This window comes from Microbulbifer sp. (genome assembly GCF_051659245.1).
Taxonomy (GTDB): Bacteria; Pseudomonadota; Gammaproteobacteria; order Pseudomonadales; family Cellvibrionaceae; genus Microbulbifer.
On record NZ_JBOFOC010000193.1, the window covers coordinates 1 to 14,614 of the forward strand.

Annotated in this window: 7 protein-coding genes; all 7 read right to left on the reverse strand. The window is 58.0% G+C overall.

Annotated elements, in window-relative coordinates:
- The coding region (locus ACRC0P_RS18190; protein WP_438632738.1) for a transposase at window positions 1-138 on the reverse strand (138 nt) is incomplete at its 3' end.
- A complete protein-coding gene (locus tag ACRC0P_RS18195) occupies window positions 92-805 on the reverse strand; it encodes a DEAD/DEAH box helicase (RefSeq protein ID WP_438632722.1) in 714 nt (237 codons plus the stop codon). The genes ACRC0P_RS18190 and ACRC0P_RS18195, both read right to left, overlap by 47 nt.
- 230 nt (window positions 806-1,035) lie before the next feature.
- Window positions 1,036-2,169: a Fic family protein gene (locus tag ACRC0P_RS18200; RefSeq protein ID WP_438632723.1), complete on the reverse strand. Its 1,134-nt coding sequence runs from the start codon at window positions 2,167-2,169 to the stop codon at window positions 1,036-1,038.
- 375 nt (window positions 2,170-2,544) lie between these two features.
- On the reverse strand, window positions 2,545-3,687 hold the full coding sequence (locus ACRC0P_RS18205) for a Fic family protein (RefSeq protein ID WP_438632724.1): 1,143 nt from the start codon (window positions 3,685-3,687) through the stop codon (window positions 2,545-2,547).
- A gap of 890 nt (window positions 3,688-4,577) precedes the next feature.
- Window positions 4,578-10,433, reverse strand: a complete 5,856-nt coding sequence (locus ACRC0P_RS18210) for a DUF3320 domain-containing protein (protein WP_438632725.1) — start codon at window positions 10,431-10,433, stop codon at window positions 4,578-4,580.
- Between the two features lie 102 nt (window positions 10,434-10,535).
- The gene (locus tag ACRC0P_RS18215) at window positions 10,536-11,741 is read right to left on the reverse strand and encodes a DUF6161 domain-containing protein (RefSeq protein WP_438632726.1); all 1,206 of its coding nucleotides are present in this window, start codon (window positions 11,739-11,741) and stop codon (window positions 10,536-10,538) included.
- Between the two features lie 187 nt (window positions 11,742-11,928).
- Window positions 11,929-14,559, reverse strand: coding sequence for an AAA family ATPase (locus ACRC0P_RS18220; protein WP_438632727.1), 2,631 nt, complete (start codon window positions 14,557-14,559; stop codon window positions 11,929-11,931).
- Window positions 14,560-14,614: the final 55 nt, after the last annotated feature.

The window sequence follows — 14,614 nt, forward strand, 5'->3', positions numbered from 1 at the left end:
CAGGTAGAGCACCGCACACCACACTTCGTACAGGTCTACTTTGCGCGGTTTGGTGCGCTTGCTGGCGTTCTCCAGTAACGGCCTGACGGCCTCAAACTGTTCCCGGGTGATATCGCTGGGGTATTTCTTCCGTTTCATCCGCCCAGTATCGGATATTTGCGAAAGATCTCAAACAGGTTCTTAGACGGCGCACCAGGCAGGCCAGGTCCGTGCCCTGGGCGCCGTCAAAGGTATGCAGTTCATCCACCACCAGATAGCGCAGCATCCCCGGCGAGTTAAAGCGCCACTGCGCCCGGTCCTTGGGCCGGATCAGCAGGAAATCCAGCATCTTGAAGTTGGTGAGCAGGATACCCGGGGGATTCTGGCGCAGTGTCCTGCGGCAGGTAATCACATTCTCCGGCCCCATGGTTGTCTGGGACTCGCTCTCACTGCCAACGAACAGGCCAACGGTGATCCTGGTATCCAGTTTGGCCACCTCCCCGGCAAAACGCCGCGCCTGGTCCGTGGCCAGGGCGTTCATCGGGTAAATGACAATGACCTTGATGCCCTGCTCGCGGCGGTGCAGGGCATCATCCAGCAGCGGGAACATCAAGCATTCCGTTTTACCGGAGCCGGTGCCCGTCGCCACCAGAGTAGACCGGGGCGCATCGCCGGTAAGGCGCTGGAATGCCTTCAACTGGTGCTGGTAGGAGGTAAAGGGAATCTGGAGGTGGCGCAGGGGAACACTGCCGGCTTCCGCCAGGCGGATATCCAGCCAGGGGCCCTTGAAGAGCGCCCCCGACTCGGCAACCAAGCTGTCGATCACCGCATGGGGCGAGCTGCCCCCGTCCCGGGCCGTTGGAACCAGGGGGTGGCGACGGGGAAAGCGCTGTGCAGAAAGCGGTGAATCTCGTCCTGTAGTTCTGTGCTGACAAGACTTGGCAGCATATCAATCTTCCCGCAAAAGCCTGTTATTGGGTAACTACTCTCCCTTCCCCCTCTCCCTAACCCTCTCCCCCAATGGGGGAGAGGGGACTGTTGAGGTGAGTAGTTACGTTATTGGTTAATCGCCGGGATAAACTGCTCTTTCTCCAGAACCTGCACCAGGCTTCTCATCAGGAAGTTATTCATGAAGCTCACGCAATAAGTGCGGCCTTTTTCCTTGAGAGGGCGAATAAAACCGGCTTCCTTCATTTTTGCGATCAGGTGGGTGCGCTGCCGGGCTGTCTGCCCTTTCAGCGCTTCATCCAACTCCCCCGCCTTGAAGTGCTGCTTTTTGATACCAACACTCAGCACCCTGGCTTCCTCGTTGTTGATATACCCCCGCTCGATGGCCAGCTTCAGGGTGGGCACCAGAATCTTTTTGTAGAGAAAGTCAAAATCCAGCAGTTTGTTGACCTTGGTCACTTCTTCAAGGATGCCGCCGAGCACATAGTCGCACCAGTTGAGAATCGCTTCATCGGTGCCGGTATCCGCCTCGGCCAGCCGTTGGTAATAAATATCCCGGTCATTACAGAACACCGCCGTCGGGTTCAGTATCTTGCCCTCCGTGACGTTGAAGCCGTACTTGATCAGCAAGGCATAGGTCAGCAGGCGCACCACCCGCCCATTGCCATTGCCGAAGGGGTGAATCCAGGCAAAACGGTGATGGGCGACAGCGGTTTTCAGCAGATCGTATTTATCGGCGCCCCTGGTGTTGATGAACGCCAGCAGTTCATCCATAAAAGGCTGCACGGCAAGATGGTCCGGTGGAACGTGCTTGGCCTGGCTGATTTCCACGTTCCAGGTGCGGTAGGCGCCCGGCGTTCTGTCGCCCTCGCGCTCCAGGTCATCGACCACCAGTTGATGCAACTCACGGACAAAATGATGGGTAATATCCGCCCCTTCATGGATGTTCTGCTCAATAAAGTCCATGGCGGCTTCGACATTGGAAATCTCCGAGAAGCGCTCACTGGAACGCTCCTTGTTCTCTATCTTCTTCTCGATGTATTCGGAAATCGTCGTGCGGTTGCCCTCGATCCTGGCCGAGCCCACGCTTTCCAGGATATGGAAGATGTTCTTGAGCTGAAAAAAAATCCAGGGGGCCGTGGTGCCGTCCAGGCGCAACCGCCGCAGATGATTCAGCTCGATCAGCGTATCGGTCAGCGGAGAATCAAAATCAGGGCTGACTAGCCTCAGATCAAATCCCACAACCTCACCACCATATCTACAAACATATCCATCAACCTATTGATATATATGGAATTATTTTAAACTGATAGAGAACAATATCTACATTCTACCTTGAGCCATAACTACAAACAACGGGTTGCCAGAACTACACATCACGGCCCTCGGGAAACGCCCCGGCGCGGTGATAGCCCTGTTCTCGGCCGGGTTTGAAGAAGGGCGCTTCGCAGGTAGCTCTGGCCGCCAGGGTGGACCGCGGCGCATCGCCGCACAGGTGCTCAAACACCCCGACAGCCCCCTCTCCCCCTCCCCCGGCCCCTCCCCCGCAAGCGGGAGAGGGGGGAGCAGTTACCCCGACTTATTGTTTCTGGGTTTCCGCGCACCGGCGGTGCTTATCTACCGCACAGGCAGTTCCGTGCCCCGGCTCATGATCTCAATGTACGCGGCATAGCTGAAAAGCCGGTTGCGCTTCTTCGCCGTCAGTTCCTCGACGATTCCGAGGTGCTGCAGGCGTTCCAGCGCCTTGTTGACTGTTGCCGGAACCATACCGGTCTGCTCAACAAGCCGCCCCGAAGTAGCCAGCGGGTGCTCCATAAGGGCCCTGTGGACCCTGGATGCAGCCGGAGCGGCGCGCCCCAGGCCTTCGATCCTAGCCCGATCCCGATGCGACAGGTCCATAAGCTGCCGTGCCGTATCAACTGCCTGATTGGCCGTGACAGTCACAGCCTCTGCGAAAAAGTCGAGCCAGGCTTCCCAATCTCCGCTCAACCTGACCTGGTTGAGCAGGTGATAGTATTGCTGGCGATGCGTTTTGAAATAGAGGCTCAGATAGAGCATCGGCTCCCGCATCACTTTTTGCTCATAGAGCAGCAGGGTTATCAGGAGACGCCCCAGGCGGCCATTACCATCGAGAAACGGGTGAATTGTCTCGAACTGCACATGGGCCAACGCGGCCTTCAAAAGCACCGGCGTGGCTACGGGCTGGTCGTGAAGGAAAGCTTCCAACTGGCTCATACAATCCAGCAGTTCCCCGGGTGGCGGCGGCACGAAGGCGGCGTTGCCGGGGCGGGTACCGCCAATCCAGTTTTGCGTTCGGCGGAACTCTCCCGGGGTTTGGTGGCTTCCCCGGCCCTGCTTCAGCAGTACCCCATGCACTTCCCGGAACAGCCTCAGCGAAATAGGGAGACCCGACTCCAGCAGTGCCAGGCCGTGATGCAGTGCCGCCACATAGTGACTGACTTCCCGCACATCGTTCAGGGGGACACCGGGCTCCTCGTTCAACTCAAAGAGAAGAAGGTCCGATAGCGAGGACTGGGTGCCCTCGATCATGGAAGAAAGAACCGCCTCCTTGCGCACGTACATATACAGGAAAAGTGATGTGTCCGGCAGCAGGCTCGAAATGCTGTCCAGGCGCCCAAGCGCCAAAAGCGCCTGGTCGAATTTGCCGCGCAGTTCGGGGCTCCACTCGATGGGCGGCGCCGGTGGCAAAGGGGCGGGAACAAAGGCCTGCGCCTTTTCCCCGACCGTCGAAATGGTCACATACCTGCCCTGAAGATCCCGATCCATACCGTGCTGAAGTTAAAATTGCGAAGCTCGTTATTTTAACATTGGGCCTTAACTTAAAACAAGATCGCTTTCCCCTGCCGTGGAAACCGCCCCGCCCCCGCCCGGTGAAGCAGGGGGAGCGGTGCACCGCCAGCAGATCATTACTTACGCGCCTGCCTTCCAGAATGGCGGCTATCTGCTCCTCCTTGAGGGTACTGCCCTCAATGGCCAATGAACCGTGAATGGTGCGAATGCGATTGACTCGCCGCAACCGCAAGCTACCGGCCTACTCCAGCCGCGCCGCCACGCGACCCACGGCCTCGGCAATTTCCGCCAGCCGGGTGGCGATGGCCGGGGTGAGGGTGAGCGGCGGGCTGTAACGACTGGATCTCATTTGCTTGAAAGGCCTCTGTAATCAATCGACTCCAACCCGATAGGTTCGCTGCTCAACCCCGCAAAGTGTAAATATCAAGATTTGACCCCGTCTGGTCTGACCCCGTCTGGTCATGACCCCGTCTGGTCAGGGAACCCGCTCCGGTTCAAGGGAGCCACCTTGTAGGAGCCTGCCTGCAGGCGAATGGCTACGGAGCTCTGTTCTTGTTCGCCTGTAAGCAGCCTCCTGCAGGGGGTGAGTAGTTACGTTCCATCAAGAGCAAAACACTGCACCCACCTGTGGGAGCCAGCCCTGCTGGCGAAGTGGGTGTCGCCGGTACCTCAATCCTGAAAGTTATCTACCTCACAGGCGGCTCCGTGCCCCAGCTGATGATCTCAATGTACGCGGCATAGCTGAAAAGCCGGGTGCGCTTCTTCGCCGTCAGTTCCTCCAAAGGATTAACGGCATCGTTGACTTGCTGACTCGACAATTCGCATAACTTCTCCAGGCATCAATTCGTGGGGCAATCCTCTTCACTTCTGAATATATCCGGCATAGATACGGTATCCAACCTGGCTCTCATCTGCTGCGTCAGGCGCCCTACCCCAAGAGCCCGACAGAACTCAACGAACTGGCCGCTATCGTTACAAACATGGAGGATCTGGATCAACTCCTCCGCGCAGATATAGTCCAGCTTTTTGGTCTCTTCATCTCTTCCCTCTGTGCGAGCGAATCGCGTGGAGGATCGTCCATCCAGATTCGGCCAGTAGAAACTGCCCACATCTTCTTGCGTACACTTCCGGTTTCCTTCTGCAGCCTGTATAACCCTGTCCCGGATTTGTCGACCGGCGCGCTGAAAACCGTGTTCGCGTGCAATTCTTCGCACCAGGACCTCCTCATGTATCGGCCCTTCGCTATCGATCACGTACAGCACCATGTCTTTAAGTAAGGCATCATAGCCAGGCTGGTAGAACTGTTCGGGGTCGATGGAAAAACCTGACAAATTTGCCCGGGAATACCGGGTGACCATGCCAGCTTCATTGGCATTGAACCCTTCTCTAATGAACCCTTCGGACTCGGTCTCAGGAGCCGCATGCTCTACTGCTTCCTCGGCTAACAGAGCCTTCTGAGCCCATTTTTCCCGCACCTTTTCGAGATGTTGGTCCAAAGCGGCATGAAGTTCCTCGAGCGCTTTGGCACGGTTGGTCCACCAGTCCGTGGACCACACCCTGAACAGAGTCCAGCCCAACCCTTCGAGAACCGCCTGTCGGATTTTGTCCCGCTCACGGGCGTAGGCGGAGCTGTGGTACATGGCGCCGTCGCACTCGATGCCCGCGAGATAGAGCCCCGGCGCATCCGGGTGCACAACACCCAGGTCAATACGGTACGCGGACACACCGATCTGGGGATGGACGGTCCAGCCTTTGCCCTGCAGCGCCCTGGCCACCGCCACTTCAAACGGGGACTCGAAGTCCCCCATGGAGCCGTGCACGGCGGCCCCCAGCGCCGAGGCGCCCCGCTCCGCGTATTCCAGGAAGTGCTTTAGGTCGGCAACCGCCCTGGCCCGTGTCCTGGCCAGGTCGATACGCTCCGGCGGCATGGTGGAAAACACCATCATCTCCGAGCGCGCCCGGGTCATGGCCACATTGAGGCGGCGTTCGCCGCCGTTTCGGTTGAGCGGACCGAAGTTCATGGTGACGTGGCCGGCCTCGTCGGGGCCATAGGTGATACTGAACAGAATCACATCCCGCTCGTCGCCCTGCACCGTCTCCAGGTTCTTGACGAATACCGGCTCCAGGGTGGCCTCCTCGGAGAAGGCCCACTCGATGGACGGGTCGTCCGCGCGGGCCTTATCCAGCAGGTCCTCGATCAGGGTCTGCTGTTCCGTATTGAAGGTCACCACGCCGATGGATTGAGTGTGCACCGCCGGATCGGGGGACGTCAGGCGCCGCACTATCTCGGCTACGATGGCCTTGGCCTCGCCCTGGTTGTGGCGCGCCTTGCCGCGGGCATAGAAGCCTTCCGGCCGTACCAGTGACACTCCCTTGTCGGGATGGACCGGCGCCGGGAAGGTAATCAGCGAACTGTCGTAATAGCGACTGTTGGAGAAAGCGATCAGGCTCTCCCGGCGCGAACGGTAATGCAGGTTCAGGACGCGCTGGGGAATACTGGCCCCGATCAGCTCGTCCAGAATGCTCTCCAGATCGCCCTCGGAGTCTATATCGCCATCCGGGTCATCATCCGAGCGGGCAAAGAAGTTGGTGGGCGGCATCTGCTTGGGATCGCCGGCGACGATCACCTGCCTGCCCCGCGCCAGGGAACCCACCGCATCCCAGACGGTGATCTGGGAGGCCTCGTCGAAGATCACCACATCGAACAGCGCCTGCCCCGCAGACAGGAACTGGGCAATCGACAGCGGCGACATCATCAGGCAGGGGGCAAGATTGGTGACGACATCCGGAATCGTCTCCATCATCTCCCGAACCGGCTTGTGCCGGGTCTTTTTCTGCAGCTCATGGCGCAACACGCCCCAGGAGGAGCTGCGTTTGATGTCCTCGGGGTCCGGGATCTGGCCCGCGAGTTTGGCCGCGATGTACCGCGCCGTCAGATCACTGAATTGCGTATCGAGCTCCCTAAAGTGCTGGATCGCCGATTCGTGCTCGGGCGAGGAGAATGTCCTGAGTACCTCGTCCTCCCCGATCACCGCCGACGACCACCAGGCGCAATAGGCCGCTTCGAAAACATCGGCCACCTCACCGGGCTCGACACCGCCATTTTCAATCGCCTCGACCAGCGGCCCCAGTTGGCAGTCCAACGCCTCGGAACGCCTGCGCATCCAGGCACACCAGTCTTTCAGGGAGGCATGGTGCTCCACAATCTCCCGGCAAAGGCTACCGGTGGCGCCGAGCGCCGGGATATCCCCGGGTAAATGGGCACCGGGCAAATGGGCATCCAGCGCACTGCCGATCAGGCCCTCAAATTTCTCCTTGATCGCATTGAAGCGCTTCAATGATTCCAGGAACTCCACGATCACCCGGCCGACGGATGCGTCCGGCGCGAGGAGGTCGTTGGCATCGTAAAGCAACGTCCTGATTCTGGAGCGCATCTCGGCCAGGGAGACCGCATCATCCGCCAGCTTGCCCACGGCATTGCGGGCACGGGAGCCCAGCAGTTTGAGAGAGGCCATAGCCTGAGGATCGGAGTCGTAGGAATTCCAGCCGCGCAGCCCCTGCAGCACGCCATCCAGGCGATCGATATTGTTGCCGATATCCCGCATCTGCTTCAGTACCGCAATATCATTATCCGGATCGGGCTCGCCCTGGGCACCGTTCTGGCGTATCCGCTTCAGCACCTTGCGCTTGGCGAAGAAACTCCTGGGCCACCAGGTCTGGTTGGCCTCGCCCCACTCCCGCTCGAGGCTGTCGGCATCGAGTTTCTGCCAGGCCAGTGCCTCGTAGCCGCAGCTGAGGCGGGCCTGCTGCCCGATATAGGCTTTCAGCTGGGCAACGGCCTCTTCCAGCGCGTCCAGGCGATCCGGCGCATCCGGTTCCAGCGCAAAAGCGGCCGGCTTGCGGTAGGAGTCCAGCAATACCTGGCCGAACTCCGCGACAGCCCCAAGCCTGGCCAGCCCGACATTTCCCAGGCTCAGGCCGGCGGCTTTTTCCAGTGCCGCCAGATTTCCGGCGAGTTGGTCCGCACTGGCCTTCAGCAGTCCGGCGGCCTCCACTACCGCTTCCTGCCACTGTGGCCGCCAGTCGTGGTTGGCAACGATTTTCAGGGGATGATCGACAAGCTCGCCCACCGCCCTGGCCTGGACGCTCAACAGTTCGACCGTTTCCCGCAATTTCTGCAACTGCCGCTCATCGTGAACATCGGCGCTGGGCCAGCTCAGCTTCACCTTGGCCGCCAGGTCGCCGTCCCGCACCTTGACGCCGATGGCATGGTGGGCCGTCAGCCCGTTGCGGCGGCGTTTGTGCAGGGCGTTGACCACCCGGTTCAGCCGGTCCCGCAATGTTTTCAGGCGCTCCGCCTCCGCCTGCCAGTCACTCACCCGCGACTGCGAGAAGCTGTTCCAGGAGGTCCGCAACTGTTCCAGTACATCGGCCTTTTTCGCCTTGTTGGAATGCAGCTCCAGGCAGAAGTGCCCCAGGCCGATATCTTTCAGACGGCGGTGCACCACCTCCAGTGCGGCGGTTTTCTCGGACACGAACAGCACCTTTTTGCCCTTGCCCATCATATGGGCTATCAGGTTGCCGATGGTCTGGCTTTTACCGGTGCCCGGCGGACCGATAATCACAAAATCCTTGCCGCGGTCCGCCGTGGCGATGGCGGACATCTGTGAGGAGTCGGCCGGCAAGGGCGTCAACAGGTCCGCGGGCGTGTACTCCCGGTCGATATCACCGGGCTCGACAAAGCGGATATCGCTCTCGTAGGGCTCCCTGGGGGTTTCCAGCAGGTGTTTCACCACCGGGTTTTCCTTCAGCGCCTCAGCCCTATCCACCAGGTCCTTCCACATCAGGTACTTGGCGAAAGAGAAATGGCCGAGCACCACCTCCTCGACCACCTCGAAGCCCGGCACAGCCTTGATCGCCTGCCGCACCCGGTTCCAGATCCCCGCGACATCGATACCGCTGTGGTCCTGGGGCAATTCGCCGTGCAGGCCCTTGATATCGATGCCGAAGTCTTTCTTCAGCATCTCCAGCAGGGTGGTATTGAACCTGGGCTCATCGTCGCTGGCCACAATCTTGACGCCGCTGCGCACGGACTTGCGCTCCAGGGAAACCGGCAGCAGGATCAGCGGCGCGCGATAGCGGCGGTCGTCCTTCTCCCGCTGTTTCCAGAACAGAAAACCGATCGCCAGAAACAGGGTGTTGGAGCCGCCCTCCTTCAGCGACGTCTGCGCCTTGCGATAGATTTCGACGGCGCGTTTCTCCAACTCCTCCCGGGTCAGATCGACCAGCACCTGCTTTTTCGACAGGGCATCCCGCGCGTACTCTTCCTTCAAATCCTGCCCGGTGCGCTGGCGATAGATCTCTTCGTCCTGGTCCTGTGTCTGGAATTTGGGAAAGGGCGCAATGGATATCCGCGCCCCCGTTGCCAGCACGTCTTCGAAGGCGCCGGGATCGCCACAGACAAAAGTCAGGCTGGTTTTGCCGGGCTTGTGGTTGAGCAGCGGATTGCGGGCCGACAGGTCCAGCAGCTTGCGCTGCCAGCGCTCCAGGCGGCCACCCGGTGTACTTTCAGCTACCTCGCCGTCCTGAATCACGGTATTCGAGGGCAACTGAGGCGCATCCTCCAGCCCCGGCTCGACAGCCTCCCCTTCGTTCCCACTTCCAATGGTATTGGATGAGAGCGACTTGAGACTGATCGGGTTGATCCGATGCCCCCGCGCCCGGCGAATATCAATCGCCGCGACAAACTCGTGGTCTTTATCCAGGGACACAGCCCCGCTGCCCTGCTGTACCGCCTTGGAGAAGGGTACCGCCGGATGCGATGTGGCCAGCGTCGTCTCGATCAGAATCAGCTCGTTTAGGGGAATACGCTGGCGGAGAATCTCCGCCTCCTCCTCCACCACGCTGGACAGGTCCTCCGGCTGCAGCCAGAGCCCCACCAGCGCGTGCCCCTCGGTGATCACCACCAGTGGATTGAGGCCCGCCTGCTCAAACGCGGCCGCGAACAACAGCGTGGTATCCAGGCAGGTGGCCACCTTTCCGGTTTCGATCTGGTTTGGCAGGCGGATTTTCTGGCCGTTGCGCTCAAAACTGGAGGGCGGCAGGGCGTAGCCCAGTTGCATCCCGACGATGGACGAGTAAACCGCGGACGCCATCAGCCACACCCGCTCCCGGCTGTTGGACTTGTAGCCGTCGATCGCATCCGGCTTGCCCGCCTTCCTGAGTATCTGGCTGGCCTGTCCCAACAGCCGATCCACCGCTGGATCATTGGGCGTGCAGAAAGCGGCCAGCAGCTCCGGCATATAGTCGGCACCGCCCCACTCGTTGCAGGCCAGCAGCTCCACCTCGATCACTCGCTCCGCCAGGGTTTCACCGGCACGGCTTGCGCGAATCGTCACCGCACCGCGCATGGACTCCGTCAGCCCGAACAGAAAGCCGCCGTCCAGCTCGAGATCGCGGTCCTTCAGGGGCAGCAGACCGCCCGCGGCAAGCCGGTCCACCGTCCACGTCTTCTGTTTCAGAAATGCCGGCGAGGCCTCCAGGGTCACCGACAACTCGGACAGGTCCTGCTCATTGTCCGGATTCTCGATCTTCAGCTCCCGCAGCACGGCGAATGCGCTCTGGTGGCAGGCGAAGTTGATCTTTTCGACAAAGGTGGTGTGGATCTTGATTGTCGGTGCTTCCTGGTCAGACATTTTTTCTCTCCATAAAGGCGATTCGTTAATGGAACGTCAATCCAAATACGCCACACGATTACATGCGCCCAGCCATATAAGGCCCCAAACAGATTACTGGGTCTAATTGCTACCTTTCGGTGTTATCCGGTTTAATAGGTCAACCAAATGTGCTGGCCCTGCGTCATTTTTAATCATTCCGGTTGTATTGGGACGGAACAACGTCTGCAAAATCAATTGTCGCTCTTCTTCTTTTAATGCATTTCTCTTTCTCAGCAAAGACAGGTAGGTATGAATCATAGTTCTGCGCTCCTGGGCATCTGTGTGCAAATGGCTGTGCGACATAAACAGGTTTGCACAAAGACGGACAACCCAGACAGCGAATGTTGTCAGCACACCCATAGTCACTATCTTTCCCACGACAATCTCGGTCACCTTCTGATCAAGAACATATCCAGAGAAAGATATCAGCCCGACAATAGATACAAAAGTCGCTACGCCCGTAATACATGCGAAGATGATCATCTTTCTGCGATGATATTTTTCCTGAATCCCCCAATAGCGAACCGGAGCATGAAGCGCCAAGTCTTCTTCATAGGTCTGCGTAATTGAAACCAATTCATCATGAGCTTTAACCAGAGTCTCATTCAGAGAGCCTTCAAATTTATCAATTCTTTCATCAAACCGTTTCCGCTGGTCTTCCAGAAAACTAGCAGCTCTTCCCGCCAGCAAGTTAATATCCTCCTGAGCTTCCTCGGCATTTTTAGCTTGACGCTTAAATTCCTCATCCCATGATTCACGAAGCCGGACCAACGACTGAGTTTCAGACTCTGCCTTTCCAAATGCACCACGTACCCAGTCCATGGTTTTTTGAAACCCCACCGCGAGTGAAAAATCGAAGTTTGATAGATTTTCCTCCATAAAATATGCGATTGCGACAGCAGCGGTGACATAATCCTGCTCCTCAATACGATCCACGACGAAATCAGCAAATGGCGCCTCACCTGTAAATAGCTGTTTCTCAGCTAATTGCTGGTTAAATTGTTCAGTCAACCTATCTACCTGCCCTGCATACTTCTCTTCCTCCCCTTCTAATGGCTTCACCTGCTGCCGTGCAAACTGAATGAGTTGTTGCCATGGCTGCTGAAGTCTTTGTAATAGATGGTGCTCCCCATGCTGATTTTTTGTCCTGCGTAGGAAGGCAAGCAACTTTGCCTGCTCATTGGCCCAATGAACGAAAGTATCAGCATCTCGGAACCAACGCGTACCCGATTCAGTTTTTACAGTAATGCGCTTTAGTTTTACATCTAACGCGTTCTCTTCTGACACCAGATCACTCCATCACTTAATAGTTTGACAAATCGGCCAATATACGTCTCGTCACAACTGGCAACCAAGGCCTAAGTTTTGCTCAGAAATCAAATGAGTCTATCCAACCCCATTGGTCCGTGATTAGCAAATGATCTTCCATTTAAAGCGGGGAACAAAATTGATCCGCGAGTTGCGTGCAGTCCGGTCATCCAGATGTTGCAGCCACTAGAGGCGCCGCCTTGCGCTTCTTTGCTGTCTCCACGCTACGCTTCTCAATCTGCGTGCGCCATGTTTCCAGCGCCATGATGTCGGCAAGTAGCTCATCCGGATCGGGGACGGCGACTCCACCCATCAGCGCCTTGTCATGTGCATAATTCGAGCACCTCGCCATTCCCGCATTGACTTGGGCATAGTCTTCGTCGTCGACCACGACGCCGGCGAGCCGTTGCGTTTCCACCCCTTTGCGAAAGCGAAGAATGACCTGACGCAGCAAGACCTCTTCAACGGCGCGCTCCCATGCCATGCGCAATTGAAAATAGGCATCGACGGTTTTCTTGCGATGTTCCTGCTCCTCACCGTTCTTGTACAGCTTGGCAATGGACTGCTGCTGGGCCTTTAACGCACCGATCCGTTTGCTTGCATTTTTTCCTTCAAACGGCAGCTCTGGATCGGCTACTCCAAACCCCTCGGCACGGCGCTTCAGGCTTTGGGTGGAGATCTCTACACCGGCATATCTCGCTTCTTCCGCCAGGAGGCAGAGAAAGTAGATGTCGTGGGTGAACACGAAGACTTGGCGGTATGCCGCTTCGGTGGCCAAACGCTTCGCTACACGCTCTCGCCTGCGGTGATCGAGCGAAGACACGGGGTCATCGAACACGATGCCGCCCTTGCCTCCACTAAGTCCGACTTCGGCCAAAAAGGAACCGATCGCTACGGCGCGCTGCTCACCTTCGCTCAGGATGTCGCCAGGGCTGCGGCTTTGTGGCAGTTCCAATTTCAGTTTGTGCAAAGCCTTGCCTCTGTCGGCGCGGCTCTGGAGGGAAACACTTAACGTACCGACTCCCAATGATTTGAATTCGCGATTCAGCGCTTCAGCCAGTTCCTTGGACACAACCTTCTCCGCCATATCCGATGCCTTCCGCGAGATGCCATTAGTCCTGACGGCGGAGAGACACTGTGTGAGTTTCGCCTGATGACTAAGCTTGCCAACAGTCGTGACCACGGCATCCCTGACTTGGCGCAGCCTGACCCGCGCGTCGAGTTCCGTGAACTGCTTCTGAAGGGCGGCGCGAGCCTTCTCGTCCGAAGCCTTCTCCAAGGTTTCGGCCTCGGCGTTCAGCTTGTCAGCCAACGCTTGAAGTCGCGCCGCCGGGTTCACCAATGCTTGGGCGACACCTTCCCATTGGTGTGAGAGCACCGCCGCCTTGATGGCTTCCTGGCGAGCTGTCAGTAATAGCTCGAACGCCTTGGTATCCGCTGCTAGTTGTGAGTCTAGGGCTTCAATTTCGCCGTAGGTCACATCGTCAAGGTTCAGCGTCAGGTTCTGCGCTATAAACGGCTTGTATTCCGCAAATAGCGCGACGCGACGAGCCTGCGAAGTTTTCTCGGCTTCTTGCTGGATAAATGCCTCGAAACGCTGCAAGCGAGCGGCACCCTCGGCCAGAGGTTGTTGGCATAGCGGGCAAGGCGTATCGGCGCCGAGGTCGGGGAACACCTTGTCTGGGTGAGATTCGACGGCAAACTTACGAGCGGCGTCGAACAATTCACGCCAGACTTCGCCACCGGTGCCCGGCAATAGGTTCTCGCCCTCCTTGAACTCCTTAGCCGCAAGCGCGGCAGCCGCCTGCGCGGTGCGATAGCTATCTGCCAGACTGCGTAGTTTGGTGACGACGAGTTGGCCCACCAGAGCGCCCTTATCGGTGGCGTTCACCGCGATGGCTGCAACACGGCGCGCCCGCAAGCGCAATTGTGCAGCTTTCTCCTTTGGATTGTTCTCCTTCAAGCTTTTGTCCAATTCCACATGCTGTGCCAATTCCTCAGGGGTCAGGTTGGCCAGCGCATCGATCTGGGTTTTTGCCGTCTTGGCGGACAGTGACGCGATCAGCTTGCCGACCGATGTGTCGCCTTGCAACGGCACAAATGCAGATAGGTCAACGGCGGACTGCGCATGCTCTGCTTCAATCATAGTCTTCAACTGCTTGCAGACCTTCGCCAATCCCTCGAAGACATCAAGCCCGTAAGGCACATAGGAAAAATCGTCTTCACTGTCCAAGTAGGCACGTGCGCATCGCGTGTCGAATACCGTAAACGATGATAACTCGGCGGGGGCGGCCTTCCCCTGTGTCCATTGCACATCCTTCACAACACCGTCAACGGAAATCTCGAAGACTGCTTCAGGAACACCAGCCTTGCCGGCGGGGAGGTGGGCATTGGGATGAATCGCTTCAGTCTGATCGCGGGCGCGACATGCACGCTTGAATACACGCGAATATCCTGACTTTCCCGAGCCGTTATCACCGTAAATGACGGTCATACCGGATGTGCTGAACGGTAATCGCTGGTTTTCCGCAATCGCATTGACGTGCCGCATATTCTTCATTGCGAGCAATTCGGTGTGCGTCGTCACTTCGACCGCCGCCGGAATCTGGTCGGCCGTGAGCGGTTTGGGCTGACGCCCCTTCGGATCGGGAATGCCATGTGCCAACTTGAGCAGCGCAAATAGATCGTCCTGATCTTGCGCCGTCAATGTCTGTTTGGCCAGCAGGCGCGCGACAGCATCGCTTTTCCATGCAGGCAACCCTTGAGTCCAAACCAATATTTCCTGCAGTATCGACATCGCTCCCTCCAGTCCTTGTTGCAAATTACCCCCAAGTGAACGCATTAAGCGTCCC

What these genes read in the sequence shown, in the direction of transcription:
- ACRC0P_RS18210 (WP_438632725.1), bottom strand. Translation starts at nt 10,433, where the DNA reads ATGTCTGACCAGGAAGCACCGACAATCAAGATCCACACCACCTTTGTC.
- ACRC0P_RS18220 (WP_438632727.1), bottom strand. Translation starts at nt 14,559, where the DNA reads ATGTCGATACTGCAGGAAATATTGGTTTGGACTCAAGGGTTGCCTGCA.